The sequence below is a fragment of the Marivita sp. genome, from assembly GCF_048006345.1.
Taxonomy (GTDB): Bacteria; Pseudomonadota; Alphaproteobacteria; order Rhodobacterales; family Rhodobacteraceae; genus Marivita.
Genome location: NZ_CP180351.1, coordinates 4,482,134 through 4,497,295, shown reverse-complemented (window position 1 = coordinate 4,497,295; position 15,162 = coordinate 4,482,134). Strand labels below are relative to the sequence as shown.

The 15,162-nt window shown below is 59.7% G+C and carries 16 protein-coding genes; 7 read left to right on the top strand and 9 right to left on the bottom strand.

Annotation, left to right across the window (positions count from 1 at the left end):
- Positions 1-362: 362 nt before the first annotated feature.
- Positions 363-1,493: a metallophosphoesterase family protein gene (locus ACMVPR_RS21910; protein ID WP_416884568.1), complete on the top strand. Its 1,131-nt coding sequence runs from the start codon at positions 363-365 to the stop codon at positions 1,491-1,493.
- On the top strand, positions 1,490-4,093 hold the full coding sequence (locus ACMVPR_RS21905; protein ID WP_416884567.1) for an AAA family ATPase: 2,604 nt from the start codon (positions 1,490-1,492) through the stop codon (positions 4,091-4,093). The genes ACMVPR_RS21910 and ACMVPR_RS21905 overlap by 4 nt, the downstream gene beginning before the upstream one ends.
- A gap of 269 nt (positions 4,094-4,362) precedes the next feature.
- On the opposite strand, the gene ACMVPR_RS21900 is transcribed toward ACMVPR_RS21905, so the two are convergent.
- The 4 genes from ACMVPR_RS21900 to ACMVPR_RS21885 all read right to left on the bottom strand — a co-directional run bounded on the left by ACMVPR_RS21900 (position 4,363) and on the right by ACMVPR_RS21885 (position 7,342).
- Positions 4,363-4,764 carry a helix-turn-helix domain-containing protein gene (locus ACMVPR_RS21900; protein ID WP_416884566.1) on the bottom strand — a complete coding sequence of 134 codons (402 nt, stop codon included), beginning with the start codon at positions 4,762-4,764 and terminating at the stop codon, positions 4,363-4,365.
- 378 nt (positions 4,765-5,142) lie between these two features.
- Positions 5,143-5,652, bottom strand: a complete 510-nt coding sequence (locus ACMVPR_RS21895) for a protein-tyrosine phosphatase family protein (RefSeq protein ID WP_292266248.1) — start codon at positions 5,650-5,652, stop codon at positions 5,143-5,145.
- A 1-nt stretch (position 5,653) separates the two neighbouring features.
- Complete coding sequence (locus tag ACMVPR_RS21890) at positions 5,654-6,487, bottom strand: neutral zinc metallopeptidase (protein WP_416884565.1); 834 nt, start codon at positions 6,485-6,487, stop codon at positions 5,654-5,656.
- A gap of 63 nt (positions 6,488-6,550) precedes the next feature.
- Positions 6,551-7,342, bottom strand: a complete 792-nt coding sequence (locus ACMVPR_RS21885) for an inositol monophosphatase family protein (RefSeq protein WP_416884695.1) — start codon at positions 7,340-7,342, stop codon at positions 6,551-6,553.
- A 179-nt stretch (positions 7,343-7,521) separates the two neighbouring features.
- On the opposite strand from ACMVPR_RS21885, the gene ACMVPR_RS21880 reads away from it, so the two are divergent.
- Positions 7,522-7,971, top strand: coding sequence for a YHS domain-containing (seleno)protein (locus ACMVPR_RS21880; protein ID WP_416884564.1), 450 nt, complete (start codon positions 7,522-7,524; stop codon positions 7,969-7,971).
- Between the two features lie 53 nt (positions 7,972-8,024).
- Here the strand turns inward: ACMVPR_RS21880 and ACMVPR_RS21875 are convergent, their stop codons facing one another.
- Positions 8,025-9,035 (bottom strand): hypothetical protein, encoded by a 1,011-nt coding sequence (locus ACMVPR_RS21875; protein WP_416884563.1) that lies wholly within the window; start codon positions 9,033-9,035, stop codon positions 8,025-8,027.
- Positions 9,028-9,936 (bottom strand): FAD-dependent thymidylate synthase, encoded by a 909-nt coding sequence (thyX, locus tag ACMVPR_RS21870; protein WP_416884562.1) that lies wholly within the window; start codon positions 9,934-9,936, stop codon positions 9,028-9,030. The genes ACMVPR_RS21875 and thyX overlap by 8 nt, the downstream gene beginning before the upstream one ends.
- A 213-nt stretch (positions 9,937-10,149) precedes the next feature.
- On the opposite strand from thyX, the gene ACMVPR_RS21865 reads away from it, so the two are divergent.
- The 4 genes from ACMVPR_RS21865 to ACMVPR_RS21850 all read left to right on the top strand — a co-directional run bounded on the left by ACMVPR_RS21865 (position 10,150) and on the right by ACMVPR_RS21850 (position 13,869).
- Entirely contained in the window at positions 10,150-11,289 is a 1,140-nt protein-coding gene (locus ACMVPR_RS21865) for a hypothetical protein (protein WP_416884561.1), read from the top strand.
- Positions 11,289-12,653 carry a tetratricopeptide repeat protein gene (locus tag ACMVPR_RS21860; protein ID WP_416884560.1) on the top strand — a complete coding sequence of 455 codons (1,365 nt, stop codon included), beginning with the start codon at positions 11,289-11,291 and terminating at the stop codon, positions 12,651-12,653. Before ACMVPR_RS21865 ends, ACMVPR_RS21860 begins: the two co-directional genes overlap by 1 nt.
- Before the next feature lie 69 nt (positions 12,654-12,722).
- A complete protein-coding gene (locus ACMVPR_RS21855; protein ID WP_292269382.1) occupies positions 12,723-13,151 on the top strand; it encodes a VOC family protein in 429 nt (142 codons plus the stop codon).
- Positions 13,152-13,155: 4 nt separating this feature from the next.
- Entirely contained in the window at positions 13,156-13,869 is a 714-nt protein-coding gene (locus tag ACMVPR_RS21850; protein WP_416884559.1) for a DUF1194 domain-containing protein, read from the top strand.
- Here ACMVPR_RS21850 and ACMVPR_RS21845 read toward each other — a convergent pair.
- The 3 genes from ACMVPR_RS21845 to ACMVPR_RS21835 all read right to left on the bottom strand — a co-directional run bounded on the left by ACMVPR_RS21845 (position 13,866) and on the right by ACMVPR_RS21835 (position 15,095).
- Positions 13,866-14,363, bottom strand: coding sequence for a MarR family winged helix-turn-helix transcriptional regulator (locus tag ACMVPR_RS21845; RefSeq protein ID WP_300581553.1), 498 nt, complete (start codon positions 14,361-14,363; stop codon positions 13,866-13,868). The genes ACMVPR_RS21850 and ACMVPR_RS21845 overlap by 4 nt on opposite strands.
- An 82-nt stretch (positions 14,364-14,445) precedes the next feature.
- The gene (locus ACMVPR_RS21840) at positions 14,446-14,706 is read right to left on the bottom strand and encodes a succinate dehydrogenase assembly factor 2 (RefSeq protein WP_300581556.1); all 261 of its coding nucleotides are present in this window, start codon (positions 14,704-14,706) and stop codon (positions 14,446-14,448) included.
- A complete protein-coding gene (locus ACMVPR_RS21835) occupies positions 14,703-15,095 on the bottom strand; it encodes a helix-turn-helix domain-containing protein (protein ID WP_292269371.1) in 393 nt (130 codons plus the stop codon). The genes ACMVPR_RS21840 and ACMVPR_RS21835 overlap by 4 nt, the downstream gene beginning before the upstream one ends.
- Positions 15,096-15,162 lie beyond the last annotated feature (67 nt).

Here is a 15,162-nt window from a genome sequence, read left to right as displayed (position 1 = left end):
AATACCTTTACCTCTAGTCTACCCCGCGCAGGGTCATGCAAGGCGCAAGAAATGCTCCACTTACACACGAGAAAGGCAACGCAAGGGTTAGGCAACGAGGGTGGCAAATCTAGATTTGGTATATGCGCTCGGCACGGCTGATTGAAGTCTGGATCGAGACGCCAAAGTGGTCGAACACGCATACCGCAAAGAAGATTGTCTGCGCTACCCTGACGTGAAATGATCGCATCATGTCATGCGAAGCATCCAAGATTTCTGTTGGCAAACCGCCACCTTGGGTGAGGAGCATCCACGCCGCATCTCCCGGCGGAAACAAGCAGTAATACACCCAGACGACCACCATCAAATCCCGAGTTTCTCCCATGACTTTTCGCTTCATTCACTCCAGCGACCTGCATCTCGGCCGCCGCTTTCTCAACTTGCCTGAACCGCAAGACGGCAACCTCCGCGGACGGCTCATGGAAGCTCGCTTCGACAAGATTCAGCGGCTGGGAGCTGCAGCGCGCGAACACGGCGCAGCGCATGTTCTGCTGGCCGGTGACACCTTTGACTCCGCAACCCCCTCGCCCCAAGTGCTGCGCCAGGCGCTTGCTGCAATGCGGGACGAGAGCGCGGTCACCTGGTGGCTATTGCCCGGTAACCACGACAACATGCGCAATGCAGAACCGATCTGGGACGAGATCAGCCGGGATTCTCCAGACAATGTGCGCGCGCTGCTTGATGGAGACCGTGTAGATCTCGCCGAAGGCGTCGCCCTCCTTCCCTGTCCGGTTCCGGTGCGTGCGGCAGGCCGCGATCTGACGGAAGGTCTGTCGCGGATGGAGACATCAGAGGGCACGATCCGCATCGGGCTTGCCCATGGTGGTGTCGTGGACTTCTCGGACCGTGGCGATCACATCCCACCTGATCGGGACCGAACTGCAGGTCTGGACTACCTGGCACTCGGCGACTGGCATGGTCGCCTGAAGGTGTCGCAACGGACCCAATATTCGGGATCGCCGGAGCAGGATCAGTTCAAGCATGGGATGCGCGGTCGCTGTCTTGCCGTCACCATTCCCAGTCAAGGAGCAGAGCCTGAGGTCACCGAGATCGAAACTGGCAGCTTTCTGTGGCAGGACACTGAGCTGGCACTCCATGAGGGCGAGGATGCAGCTGCCGCACTGGAGGCCCTCCTGCCCTCTCATGATCGTCGGAACACGCTGCTCAAGGTTCGTGCGTCCGGCTGGGCACCCATGTCTGGACATGCCGCCCTTCGCATCGCTGCGGAGCGCCACGCGCCCGAATTTGCCTATCTTGAACTGGACGCAGAGGGCCTCGGCACCTTGCACAATGTCGCCGACCTCGACGAGATCGACCATGCAGGTGCCATGCGTCTCGCGGCTGAACAGTTGATGACGGAAGCAGAAGACCCCTCACTCTCGGAAGACGATCGCGCCATCGCGGCTGCCGCGCTCAACCGCCTCTATGCCTATGCTCAGGAGGCTGCAAAATGAGGCTGCGTTCCATCACCCTGAAAGACGTTCGACGGTTCACCGATCCTGTCCGCATCGACGGGATCACGGACGGCGTGAATGTGTTGAGCGCACCAAACGAATTCGGGAAATCGACCGTCTTTGATGCGCTCCGAGCGCTGTTCTTTGTCCCTCACGGGTCGACCAAGAAAGACATCAAGCACCTACGACCCCATGCTGGTGGCTCACCCGAGGTCTCCGTCGAGGTAGAAATCCCGGATGGTCTCTTCGTGATCTCGAAGCGCTGGTTCGGCAAGTCCGAGGCGAAAGTCATGCGCGGTGGTGTTCTAATCGCGCAAGCGGACGAGGCTGAAGCCTGGATCTCTCGCCTGGTCGGCGGTGGTGATGGCGGTCCTTCCGGCCTCCTCTGGGTGCGACAAGGGCTTCTGGGGCTGTCAGACGGCGAAAAGAGCGAACAGACAACGGCCCTTGAAGCGCGCCGGGACCTTTTGTCGTCGGTGACTGGCGAAGTGGAGACGATGACCGGTGGTCGCCGAATGGATTCCGCGCTGGCGCGGTGTCATGAAGAACTGTCTGCCTATGCCACTGCGACCGGTCGCCCTAAAGCGGGCGGCCCTTGGTCCGATGCAATTCAGGAAGTCGAAACGCTCTCCGCGGACCGCGACAAGCTCGCCGGGCAGGTTGGGCTCCTGCAATCGGCGCTCGACGAGCGCACGCGCCACCGCGCTGAGCTCGAAGAACTGGAAGCGCCAGACGCCGTCGCCGAGCGCAAGTCGCGCCTTGACGCAGCACGGGCAGCTTTCGGGGCCGCAGAGGCCCATACCGGCAAGGTGAAGGCCGCAGAGCAGGCACTGCAGACGGTCACTCTCGTTGCGGAGCGTGCGCGGCAGGATCTCAAGGCGCTCCGTGACGCCCAGAGCGAGAAGTCGGCCAGTGAGAAGGCCGAGCGGTTGGCCTCAGAACAGCTTGTGAAAGCGCAGGAAGGACTGGCGAAGCATGAGAAGGTGCTCGCTGACGCCACCAAGGCGCATGATGAGGCAGAAGAAGAACGCAAACGTGCTGAAGCCCTCGTCCGGAGGATCGAAGCTCAAACGTCCGCAGCCGCCGCGCGCGAACGCCGGTTTGAGCTGGAGGAGCGGATTGGTAATGCCCGGTCTTGCCGGGAAAAGGTTGAAGCCGCGAAGGCCGCAGCCTCCGTCGGACCTGATGACAAGCAAATGGAAAAACTACGGGTGCTCTTGGCGACCCTGACCACGGCACGTGCGCTCAGGGACAGCACGGCGACCCGGGTGATTATGCGCTACGCACCAGACCGCGAGGTGGGTGTTCACCACGCCGGGCACGCACTCGCTGACGGCAAAGAGTTTGCGATCCACACAGACACGGTGTTGCACCTCGAGGGTCTTGGAGAATTGACCGTGCATCCCGGCGAAAGTCCTGCTGGTCTTGGAAGTGTTTCGCAAGCCGAAGCCGATCTCGCTGAGGCCCTGGCTTCGCTTGTGGTCTCGTCGGTCGAGGATGCAGCCCGTGCGCACCAGAAGCGCCAGGACGCCAAAAACGAGCTGCTGCAGTTGGAGGCTGAGTTCCGGGGCCATGCGCCAAAAGGCATCGAAGATCTGCAGAAACAGATCGCAGCACTCCCGGATGCAACGGAGCAGGACATCGAAGATCTGCCCCCGCTGGATGAGGCAGAGGCCAAGCTTCATTCGGCCAGTAGAATGGTTCTGGAACTGCGTGCCAGAATGAATGCCGCGCGGGATCAGCGGGATGAGGCGCGCACCGTTCACACAACCGCACTCGTACGTAAGGAAGAGGCAGAGCGGCGGCTGAACACGGCAATAGAAGCTTTGGGGCTCTTGGCGCAGCAGGACGAAGATGCGCTGGCGGCTGCCACCGCTCAAGCTGACGAGAAACGCCTTGCAGCAGAAAGTGCCCTCGCCGTGGCGCAGTCTGCCGCCCCCGACATCGACGCGGCCCAGGCTGCGTTGACGCGTGCGCAGTCGATCGAGGATGCGGCACGCACACGGATTGACGATCTGAGGCCAGCCATCGCTGCACTGGATGAAAGAATCCGGGGGAGCGCTGGTGAGGCGGTCGAGGAGCGACTTCAGGAAACCGAGGAGAAGTTTGGGGCGGCCGAGATGCGGCTGGCGCGGATCGCGCGCGAGGTCAAGGTGCTGGAGCGTTTGCAGGCTGCTCTCGAAGCGGCCCGTTCGGAGGCACGAGATCGCTATTTCGAACCGGTCGCCGGAGAATTGCGCCCCCTGCTCCACCTCCTCTGGCCAGACGCCGAGTTGAACTGGGCCGATGACACGCTTCTTCCGCAGTCGCTGATCAGAAACGGTCAGGAGGAGACCGTGGACATCCTGTCCGGCGGCACCCAAGAGCAGATTGCGCTCCTGGTTCGGTTGGCCTTTGCCAGGCTCCTGTCAAAGGACGGACGCCATGCGCCGGTCATTCTGGACGACGCCCTCGTGTTCACCGATGACGACCGGATCGAGCGGATGTTCGACGCCCTGCACCGCCAGGCAAGCGACCTGCAGATCATCGTGCTGAGCTGCCGGCAGCGCGCGTTCCGGGATCTGGGTGGAAAAGCGCTTCAGATTTCTACCACCGACTGACAAACGAAACGGACGACTTGTTCATCAAGCCAACATGCGTTGTGCGTGTCCTCCCAACGGCCCGGAGCGAGTCGCTGAGAGGCGTGCTTGCGCTTTGCGCTACCCCTACAGCCTAGGTGCACTGAGACTCGCCCTGAGGGCCTGCACCGCCGCCAGCGTTGGCTGTCGCACTGGACCGGCGTGCAAATCGCGCAGGAAGGTCAACCACGCCAGCTCGGCGTCTGTGACAACAGGCGACCTGTCAGGAAGCTTTATGCCCAAACTCATGATCAAGCTCCAAAGACGGCACGAAGGGACGTGCGCAGCCGGTTGGTGAGGCGGGGATCCGAGTGACCGGACGCATCACGGATTTCATTCAGCCAGTCGACCTCGTTGTCAGTCACGACAATGCCGAAGATGTCGCTCACAGCGGCCTCAGTGGTTTCGAACCCGGCCTGGTCCAAAGCGAGGATGAAAAGGTATTTCGGGTCAACCTCGAGCGCCTTGGCCATCGCCGGGACACGGTCCAGCGGCAACTTGGAGCTGCCCGCCTTGATCATGCTGACGTAGTTCGGGTTCGGAAATCCGGCCTGTATGGCAATCTCGCGCTGGCTCTTCTTACCGGCCAGCTCAAGGATCCGCCGGTCAAGGAACTTCGCCAGCTTGCTGTTTTCATAGGGTGTATTTTTCAATGGGCGCTCCATAGCCTCCGTCACATCATGCGACGTTTCTTGCTTGAGCTATAGCAAGCGCATCATTGGGGAGATGTTGGGTATGCTTGAGCCACGCACGAATTATGCTGTCGCAGTATGGGAGATATTGACGAGACCACCGGGATGAACGGTGTCCTGATTGAGGGGACCCCGAAAGACTGCTCCCGCCGTCCTACACGTTGAGCCAATGACGAAACACAAATCGCAAACCAACCAAAAAGCTGAGGGTGTGACTGCCGCGCTACAAACCGTGCTACAGCAGCTGCTACAAAACGGCACCCCGTGATCCATTTAAATACTTGTTTTAATTTACTTTATTTTCAGAAGAGCGAAGTCCAGCCTCTCACCTTATCCCAATCAGTCTTCGTGGCGCAGGAACAGCGCCGGTTCCCGTTTTGCCGACAGTGCCCACGCCATCTGCGCGTCCGTTTCGACCGCGCAGGACCGGACCGCGCGCAGCCGGGCCAAGGCATCATCTGCCGCCTCGCCCAATTCGATCATCAACCGAAGGGCCACCATACCGGACCGGCCACATCCGCCACGGCAATGCACCAGAATGCGCCCGCCCCCCATCAAGGCGCGCCGGGCATTTGCGCTTACCACGGGCCAGGCCTCTTCGAATGCATCGTCCGGCACGCCGAAATCGGTGATCGGCAGATGTTCCCAGCGGCATCCGGCCTCGACCAAATCATGCCACAGCCCAGCCGCTCCTGCGGCGACCATCTCAACTTCGTTCACCAGAGAAATGACAATGGCGGGTTTCCATTCGATCAGATGCTGCACGTCGCCCGCATAATCGCCCTCGGCCCCGGGTATGGGCGAAATGGCAAGGATTCCCTGCCCGACGGACAGTGCAGAGACGATCATGTCACAGCCTTTGCGCCCGGAACGTGTCGCAACTGCGGATATCGCCGCTCTGGAACCCGGTGGCGAACCAGCGCGACCGCTGTTCGGACGTGCCGTGCGTGAAGGTATGCGGCTGCGGCACCCGGCCCGCGCGTTCCTGCAGGTGGTCATCGCCGATCATCCGCGCCGCGTTCAGCGCTTCTTCGATATCCCCCGGTTCCAGCAATCCGTCCACCGACCGCGCCCAGACCCCCGACAGGCAATCCGCCTGGAGTTCCAACCGCACCGTCAGCGCATTGGCATCCGTTTCACCGACGACCTGCCGCCGCTCATTGACCTGACCAAGGATGCCCAGTTCGTTCTGAACGTGATGTGCAACCTCATGCGCAATCACATAGGCCGCCGCAAAATCACCGCGGGCGCCCAACTGCCGTGACAGCGTCGCAAAGAATTCCGTGTCGAGATACGCCTTCTGGTCGGCCGGGCAATAGAACGGACCCGTCGCACCGCTTGCATTGCCACAGGGCGAGGCCGTCACACCGGAATAGAGCACAAGAACCGGTGGCTCATAGGGCCGCCCGACCTGCGACGGAAAGATCTCGCCCCACACCGTCTCTGTCGTCGCCAGCACGCGCGAGGTGAATTCCGCTGCCCGTTCTTCTTCGGCGCTCAGCTCTCTGGGGGCAGAGGCAGGTTGCGTTGCCTGTTGCAGCAACGGCGTGACATCGATCCCGGCGAAATAGCCGATGGCCAGCACCACCAGAAGACCCACACCACCGATACCGGCACGGCCGCCACCGCCGCTCCGGCGGCGGTCTTCGATGTTGCGGCTGCCACGAACTCCCCTAAGGCGCATAGGATCCCCCAGTCAGCTTTTGGGGGTATGATACACAAGCCGTCGGGACGGGATAGCCCTTCGTCAGTCGGTTGTGCGGATCACCTTGGCTAGAGCCGCGAAAATCTGGTTGTTGGCGCACAGAACGGACCCGTCTTCCAACGGCACCTGTCCCGGGCGTACACCTTCGACCAAAGCACCGGCTTCAGAAGCAATCAAAAGCCCCGCCGCCAGGTCCGTCACCGCGCCTTCGCGTTGCCAGAACCCGTCAAATCGTCCGGCCGCCACATAGGCCAGATCCAGAGCCGACGATCCCGAGGCGCGCATCCCCGAACATTCCGGCATCACGCGAGCCAGATCCTTGAGCGTCGCGGGCAATGTCCGCTTCACACTGAACGGCACCGCATGGCCCAGAACCGCCTCGACCAGCTTGGTCCGGCTCGACACACGGACGCGTTTGTTGTCGTTCAGCCAGGCACCCTGGCCTTTTTCGGCGTAGAACATTTCGTCCTTGGCCGGGTCGAACACCACCGCAGACACGATCTGACCCTTATGCTCGAGCGCTATGGACACCGCAAAATGCGGCTGCCCGTGCAGGAAATTCGCATTCCCCTCAAGCGGGTTCACGATCCAGCGGCGCGTCGGGTCTTCGCCATCTGTTTCACCGGTCGGATCAATATACCCATAGGTGCCGCGTGCACCGGTCAGATCATCGCGCAGAATGGCTCCTGCGGCCGACGCCGACCGTGACACGAATTCCACGGCATTCGACGCCGAGGTCTGCAGATTCTCGACCTCGCGGAAATCCTTGTTGAGCGACCGACCCGCCTTGCGGGCGGCTTTGATCATGATGTTGAGATTGGCGCTGCCCTGCATCATGGGCCTCCGGCTGTTCGGGATCAGACCGGGCGTATAAGCGGGACACGCCCCAATGCCAAGGGCCTGCTGGGCGATGACGGTATTTCACGACACTGCGAGATGTGTATCAACCTCCTTCTTTCCGTGGCGTTCGCTGCCATCTTTGGCGCAGAGTTGTTGAAAAAGGATGAACGCCCATGCACCGCCGCACATTTTCCGCCCTCGCCCTTGCCACACCTGCACTCTGGCTCGCCCGTCCGGCTCTGGCCCGCGAACCCGAGATCTACCAGGAAGGCGGCATCGCCATCGACGGCTCGGACCCGGTTGGCTATTTCACCGCGAACGGTCCTGTCAGCGGCAACGCGGCCTTCACCGTGAACCACAAAGGGGCCGAATGGCGCTTTGCCGACCAGGGCTCTGCCGATGCGTTCGCCGCCAACCCCTCCGCCTACGAGCCCGCTTTCGGAGGCTACTGCGCCTGGGCCGTCAGCCAGGGCTACATCGCGCCCACGGTTCCCGAAGCGTGGACGATCCACAATGACAAGCTCTACCTCAATTTTTCGCTCTCGGTCCGCCGCCGGTTCGAACGCAATCTCGACGCGAACACCGCCAAGGCCGAAGCCAACTGGCCGGGTGTTTTGGGGTAAAACCGATCAATGCACTTCTCGCGAAGTTGCAATTGTTTAAGCGCCCGTCACCTTTACTCACCAAGCGATGGCACACTCGCCCGAGGCGTCAATGAAATTGCAGGCAAACTGGTTCCGTATCCTCGCTCTTCGTTGGAAACATAACCACTGTCGACTGGAGAATAAATCGCTGCGGCAGCGTGGTTCAGAATCGTATCACGAGCTTCTGGTGAAGCTCCAGCTTCACTCAATGTCCGATATGTCATCAGTGCGTTTTGGCGGTGTTTATTTACAACTGCGTTGTGCCTATGGCTTCGGTAATTCTTAACGCACGCAATCGCAGCATATGTTAGAACCGAAAACACAAGAACTTTACTTATTGCAATCTGAAGAAAGCCGTAGGTAGTAGCATTCTGGAAAAACGGCTTTTGAGCAAGCAGCAACATAGCAACTGTATAAACTAACAGAATTAGGACGCTAACAACAGCGGCCACCAGCCATTTATTTGCACTTATCACATGGTTGTCGGCCTCTTCCTTGAAAAACTTTGCTTGCTTTAATACTCCTTCCTCGGCAGCAACATTGCGAACCTCGTCCAACAGCTCATTTGCGCTATTGAGCGTGGTGGAGATTTCTTCGCGAATTTCTTTTGTCTCATCCGAGATTGCCTGTATTGCGGCACGTCCCCGAGCCTCAAGCTGCGGGAAGTCCGAGGTGTCAGCAATCGAAAATGAGATTATTGGCAACAATTCATCAAATGCACTATCGTAGCCAGCCTCCAAAGCTGCAATCAAGCTATCACGTCGACTCTTTACTGCACCCTCCTCAAGATCAAACTGAAGAATTTCTTCGAACCGACTAAAGGTCACATCGGCAGACCTCTTCAAAGCTCTTGCGGATCCTTTGGATAGGTCAGACACAATAGAATCTGGAATTCTTTGGTAAAGACTAATTACCCTTTTGGCTGGCTCCACGGCATTTTTGAAATCGTTCTCTCCAAGCTTCTTATTCTGAACTAGCTCGTTTGGATCAAAACCCTTAATCCTAAGCAAGCTTTTCAGCGCTTGATCATGCTCTTCACTCATTGAGCAAGCCCTCAAACTCCCGCCATTCCCCCTTGGACATGCCGGAGTTTTCCTGCGTCACGGTCTCGCCCTTGAGCATCCGCCGGACGCAATCCAGCGCAGTCGAGGAGAGCGTCGCGCCCCCCATGCGGTAATCCTCGAAGGCGCGGTAGGCGAAGGGGACCCAGTCGGCGACGACTTTGCAAATCTCTTCGGCGTAAACCCTTATTTCATACTGCGCATGCGAATCTGCCCTGAGTCGGAGGAAATGGAGCAGGTTGTGCAGATCGACCTTCCAATACCATTGCGTGTAGATGTTCGCGGGCAGGTTCATTCGGGCCAGTTCGCGGGCCAGTCCCTGCTGGCCGTCCTGGCTGATCATCTCTTCGTAATGATCATAGCAGCGCATCGCGTCATCGCGCAGGTAGCGCAGCACTCGGTCCGCTTCCTCGCCTTCCAAAGCCGCACCGCGCCCCTGATTGTTGATCACCGACTGCGCGTTCAGATGTTCGGGCGCGGGGATGTAGAACTCCCGGTCCAGAATCGAATACCGTGCCGAGTATTCGTTCACGTTCGCGGTGCGGTGCCGGATCCACTGACGCGCCACGAAGACGGGAAGTTTGACGTGCAGCTTGATCTCGCACATCTCGAACGGCGTCGAATGCCAGTGCCGCATCAGATACCGGATCAGCCCTTCATCATTCTGTACCGATTTCGTGCCCTTGCCGTACGATACGCGCGCCGCCTGACAGATCGCGGCGTCGTCGCCCATGTAATCCACCACACGGATGAACCCGTGATCCAGAACAGGATAGGCGGTGTAAAGGTGCCCCTCCATACCCTCGCTGACCGCGCGCAGCGTCTGCTGTGGCGCGCTGCGCTGTTCGGAGATTTCGGCCTCTTGTTCCGGCGACAGGGGCATTGCGAATCCTTTCCCACTAGGATGAGTCGTCCCCGACTATATCTCGCGGGTATGCCCGTAGGAACCACCAAGGATGGTATCTTGCACCGAGGCCGCAGTATGGGTCTTTTTCACAGGATGGGCTGTGCTTTGCGTTGACTTTCACACACACCTGCCGGATTTTCGCGTTGAGTGGTCGCGAAAAAGGCCAAAGCAAGCCGGGGCAGTAATAAAATGACGCGTATTCTTCTTCTTATCCTGTGTCTGGGTTTCGTGGCCGCGTGCGACAGCGGCGGCGGTGACGTGCTGCAATCGCCAACCACCGGGGAAGGCACCGACGGCGGGACTGATGGCGGCACGGATGAAACGCCGATTGACAGCACCCGTGGCACGCCGGACCTGCCCCCCGGTACCACCAACCCGACCCCGAATTCCCAGATCGTGCGCCGCGAAGAGCGGGACGAGGAAACCGGCGGCGGCTATGCAACGAACATCCGGTACCTCAATGACGAAGGTCAGGATGAATTCTTCGTCGACAACATCGCCTTTGACGGCAACAACATCTACACCCGCGGCGACCCCGTGACCGGTGTGGCGCAGTTGGGCTCTTTTGCGGTTTACGAAGGTGCTGAAACCACCGAAGACCCGGTGACCGGCACAACGCTGCGCACCTTCACCTACCGAGCGATCTATGGTCGCAGCACCACCGGTGAAACCGAATTCGCCATCGTCCGTTCTGGCTCCTATGTCGATTACGGCTTTGGTGGCTTTGTGTATCAGCGCAACGGCTTCGACGACGACGGCAATGAAGTGCGCCTTGTCCTGCCCGACGATGGCGACGCCCGTTACACCGGCGACTACGCAGGCATCCGCGTGTTCACCGGTCGTGGCGGCCTTGAATATGTGGAAGGCGACGCGGAAATGATCGTCGACTTCAAGGACTTCAACGACGGCAATCGCGGTGTGGCCCTGTTCGTCAGCAACCGGCGCCTTTATGACATCAACGGAACGGAAATCACGCGTGCCTATCTCGACGCTTTGGGGCGCGGAGATGAAGCCGATGATGGCACCACAACCCGGTCGCTGGTGCTCGAAACCGATGCAGACGGCAACCCGGTTCTGCCACGCATCCGCCCTGTGATTTCGCCGGATGACGCTGACTCCAACGGCGAAATCGCCAGTGAGATTTTCGAAATCGCCGAATTCGACAATGGCGAAACGATCGAAAGCGGTGAAGGCACCTATTATGCCATCATCTCGGGCGATGATGCGGGTGAAATCGTGGGTGTGCTTGTCATGACCGGTAACGATCCTCGGTTCGACGACAGCACGACCTACCAGGAAACCGGTGGGTTCATCGTCTACCGCCAGTGATGCTCCGCTGGTCCCGCCGGATTGGCCTGACACTCGGCGCTTTGGCCTTTGCGGCGGCACAGGCCTCTGCCCAAGCCGTGCTCAGCCCCGAGCAGATGCGGGATCTTGCCGGGCAGGCGGTGCTTCAGGGTCAGGCTGGGCTTGCCTATGATCTGACCGGGGCCTTGATCGAACGCGACGAGACCGATCTTGATGCGCATCTCATCCGGTCTCGCGCCGCGCGCAATCTTGGCCGCAACGACGAAGCCCTGACCCATGCGCGCCGCGCCTGGGCCTTGGCTGAGGGCGAGAACGCCCGATATGCTGCCGCACTTGCCATGGCACAGGCGCTGTCATCCTCCGGGAGGCGCACGGCGGCGCAACTCTGGCTGCGCCGCGCCGTACAAATCGCTCCGGATGACGGGTTGAAAGCGCGCGCGGCCGAGGATTTCCGCTATGTGCGCCGTCAGAATCCGTGGTCCACAGCGCTGCGCTTCTCAATCGCTCCCAGCTCCAACATCAACAACGGCAGCCGCAACGAAACCTCCGAACTGTTCGGCCTCCCGTTCGAATTTGCCCTCGAAGGGGAAGCCCGCGCATTGTCGGGCGTCGAAATCTCCACAGGCCTCAGCACGCGATACCGGCTGGTCAACACCGAGCGCAAGCGCACTGACCTGCTCTTTGGCGCATCGCACCGCACCTATGTCCTGTCCGACGACGCCAAGGACATCGCTCCGGATGCCGAAGGGTCGGATTTCGCCACAAGTTCAGTCTTCATCGGCCTTCAAGAGGATTATGCCCTGCCCGGGGGTCGGTCGCGGCTGGGGTGGGACGCGCGCCTGGGGCACACGTGGTACGGGGGCGAACCGCTCTTGTCCTACACACGGCTTGGCACGAATTATCGGCGCGCGACCGGGCCCAACGGAATGCTGAGCTTTTCGGTAAGCCGCGAAGGCCAGTCCGGCGAAGGGACCCGCGACGACGCCACCATCTGGAGCGCGCATCTGGGCTATGGGATGTCGCTGGCCAGCGGCAACACCGTGTCTGTGTCGACCAGTTTCATCCAATCGGAAAGCGACGCAGACTACCTTGACTACACCCAACGGGCAATCTCGGCTCGGTATGGGCTCGCAAAACCGATCGGTCCCGCACAGTTGGAATTCGGCCTGACCCTGTCCGAGAAAATCCATGACCGCTCAAGCCTGACAACCGATGGGCGCGATGAACGCAGCCTTCAGGCTACCGTGACGGCCGCGCTGCCAGAGATGGATTTCTACGGGTTCATTCCGACGGTCACGCTCAACGCGGAACGCACGCACGCCAATATCGACCTCTACGAGACCGAGAATTTCGGAATACAACTGGGCATCCGCTCGGCCTTCTGACCCCGCTTTCACCCTCGACATCCCGGTGAATTGGCCTAGCCTCTTGGCGAACCAACTCAAGAGGATGTTATGCCCCTTCGCTATCTCCACACCATGGTCCGGGTCAAAGACCTGGACGCTTCGATGAAATTCTACAGCTTGCTGGGTCTGAAAGAGACCCGCCGTACGGACAACGAAAAGGGCCGGTTTACCCTGATTTTCATGGCACCCGAGGGGCAGGAGGAATGCCCGGTCGAACTGACGTATAATTGGGATGGGGATGACGGTTTGCCCTCCGACAGCCGTCATTTCGGGCATCTGGCCTACCGGGTGGATAACATCTACGAGCTGTGCCAGCATCTGATGGACAACGGCGTGACGATCAACCGCCCGCCGCGCGACGGGCATATGGCCTTTGTCCGGTCCCCCGACAATATCTCGATCGAACTGCTGCAACTCGGCGATGCTCTGCCCCCGCAGGAACCGTGGGCCAGCATGGAAAACACCGGCCACTGGTGACGTGATGCGGCGCATCCTGGCAGCTTTGGCGCTGATGATTTGGACGGGGCTTCTCACCCCATCCAACGCGCAGCCATCGCATTGCCGTCTTGCGCTTCTACTGGCACTCGATGTGTCGTCCTCGGTCGACGCCGAAGAATACATCCTCCAGCGCGACGGCCTTGCCGCCGCGTTGGGCGATCCTTTGATCCGCAGTGCGATCCTTGATGGGGACGGGCATGTCGCCATCGCCATCTATGAATGGAGCGGTCGGCGGCAAAGCGCGATGGTCAGCAATTGGGTCGCGCTGACCGATGATGCGGCCATAGACGACGTGATTCAGACCCTGCTGTCTGCCCCGCGCAGCCATACCCGCTTTCCGACGGCGATGGGGTACGCGTTGGGATACGGCGCCACCCTGCTGTCGCGCGGTCCCAGCTGCGACCGTCAGGTGATCGATCTGTCCGGCGACGGCGAAAACAATGACGGCTTTCCACCAAGGCTTGCCTACAAGAACTTTCCCTTCGCCAATGTGACCGTCAATGGTCTGGCCGTTTTGGGCGGGTCCGACGATGTGCTGGATTATTTCCACCGCGAAGTCCGCTATGGATTTGGAGCGTTCGTCGAAACGTCCGAAGGGTATCAGGGCTACAAAGAGGCCATGACCCGCAAGCTGTTCCGCGAGTTGAACGACAGAATCCTGAGTGCCAATCCTGTCGAGGCACCCCGCCCCGGTTAGTAGATATAGCGGATCTGATCAGTCCAGTAGCGCTCCATCCGGCGCAGCGTGCTGCTCATATCGCCCAATGTGCCGTGGTCGATCACATTCTTGGCGATCAGCCCGTCGGCATGGCGGGCAAACAGCGCCGAAATCAGATCGCGGATTTCCCGGCCGCGTGGTGTCAGCCGCACCCGGACCGAGCGGCGATCAATCTCGCAGCGCTGATGGTGCATGTAGCCCATATCCACCAGCTTCTTGAGATTGTAGCTGACATTGCTGCCTTGATAGTACCCGCGGGTTTTCAATTCGCCTGCGGTCACTTCGTTATCGCCGATATTGAACAGCAGCAGCGCTTGGACTGCGTTGATTTCGATGATACCGACCCGTTCGAACTCATCCTTGATCACATCCAGCAGCAAACGATGAAGCCGCTCTACCAAAGCGAGCGCCTCAAGATAGCCGTCCAACATGGCGTTGGCACCGCCCCGATCTACCGATGCATGAATGCTCATTCGTTTCTCCGCCTTGTCCGTCAGGCGCGAGAATCGACCATAATCACCAACATTCAGTTAAGCAGGCAGAACTCTTTTCAGATCACCGCTGGAACGCAACTTCCGAGATATCGGAAATCATGTCGCGCAAATTGTCGGGCGGCGGTCTTTGTCCACTGACCCATTGGTACAGGTCCTGATCGTTTTCCGACAAAAGTGCATCGTACCGGTCGAGCATGGCATCGTCGAACCCTTGCAGCCGAAGCTCTGCATAGCGCGACAAGATGATGTCCATCTCCTTGATGCCCCGGCGCATAGATCGCATGGACAGGCGTTTCAGACGATGTTCGCGGGGTTCGTTCATGTTGAGGACACCATCACATTGCGCAGGCGTTTTTCAAGCCGTGCCAATTGTTCAGCCTTGGCATGGAGTTCCGATTTCATTTCACGGATTTCAAGAATGATTTCGCTCAGGTCCGATGGCATCGCTTCGACATCGGGGCCGTCGATCCCTTCGCCCTCGCCGTTGATGAGCCACATCATCGAAACATTCAATAGACCCGCCAGCATCGACAAGCGGTTGGCGCGCGGTTCGGCCACGTCGTTTTCCCAGTTGCGCAGCGTGCTTTTTTTGACACCCAGACGTTTCGCCAGCGCCTCCTGCGTCATGCCAGCAGCCTCGCGGGCTGCCGTCATGCGGTCGCCAAAGGTTGCAATTTCAGCGGCATACCAGTTCTGGTCGCTCTCGGTCATCCGTTCTCCTTTCGCGATCATCGCTTGATCGTGTTTCTCGCGCACCCTAAGACAGTTGCGGGGTAAT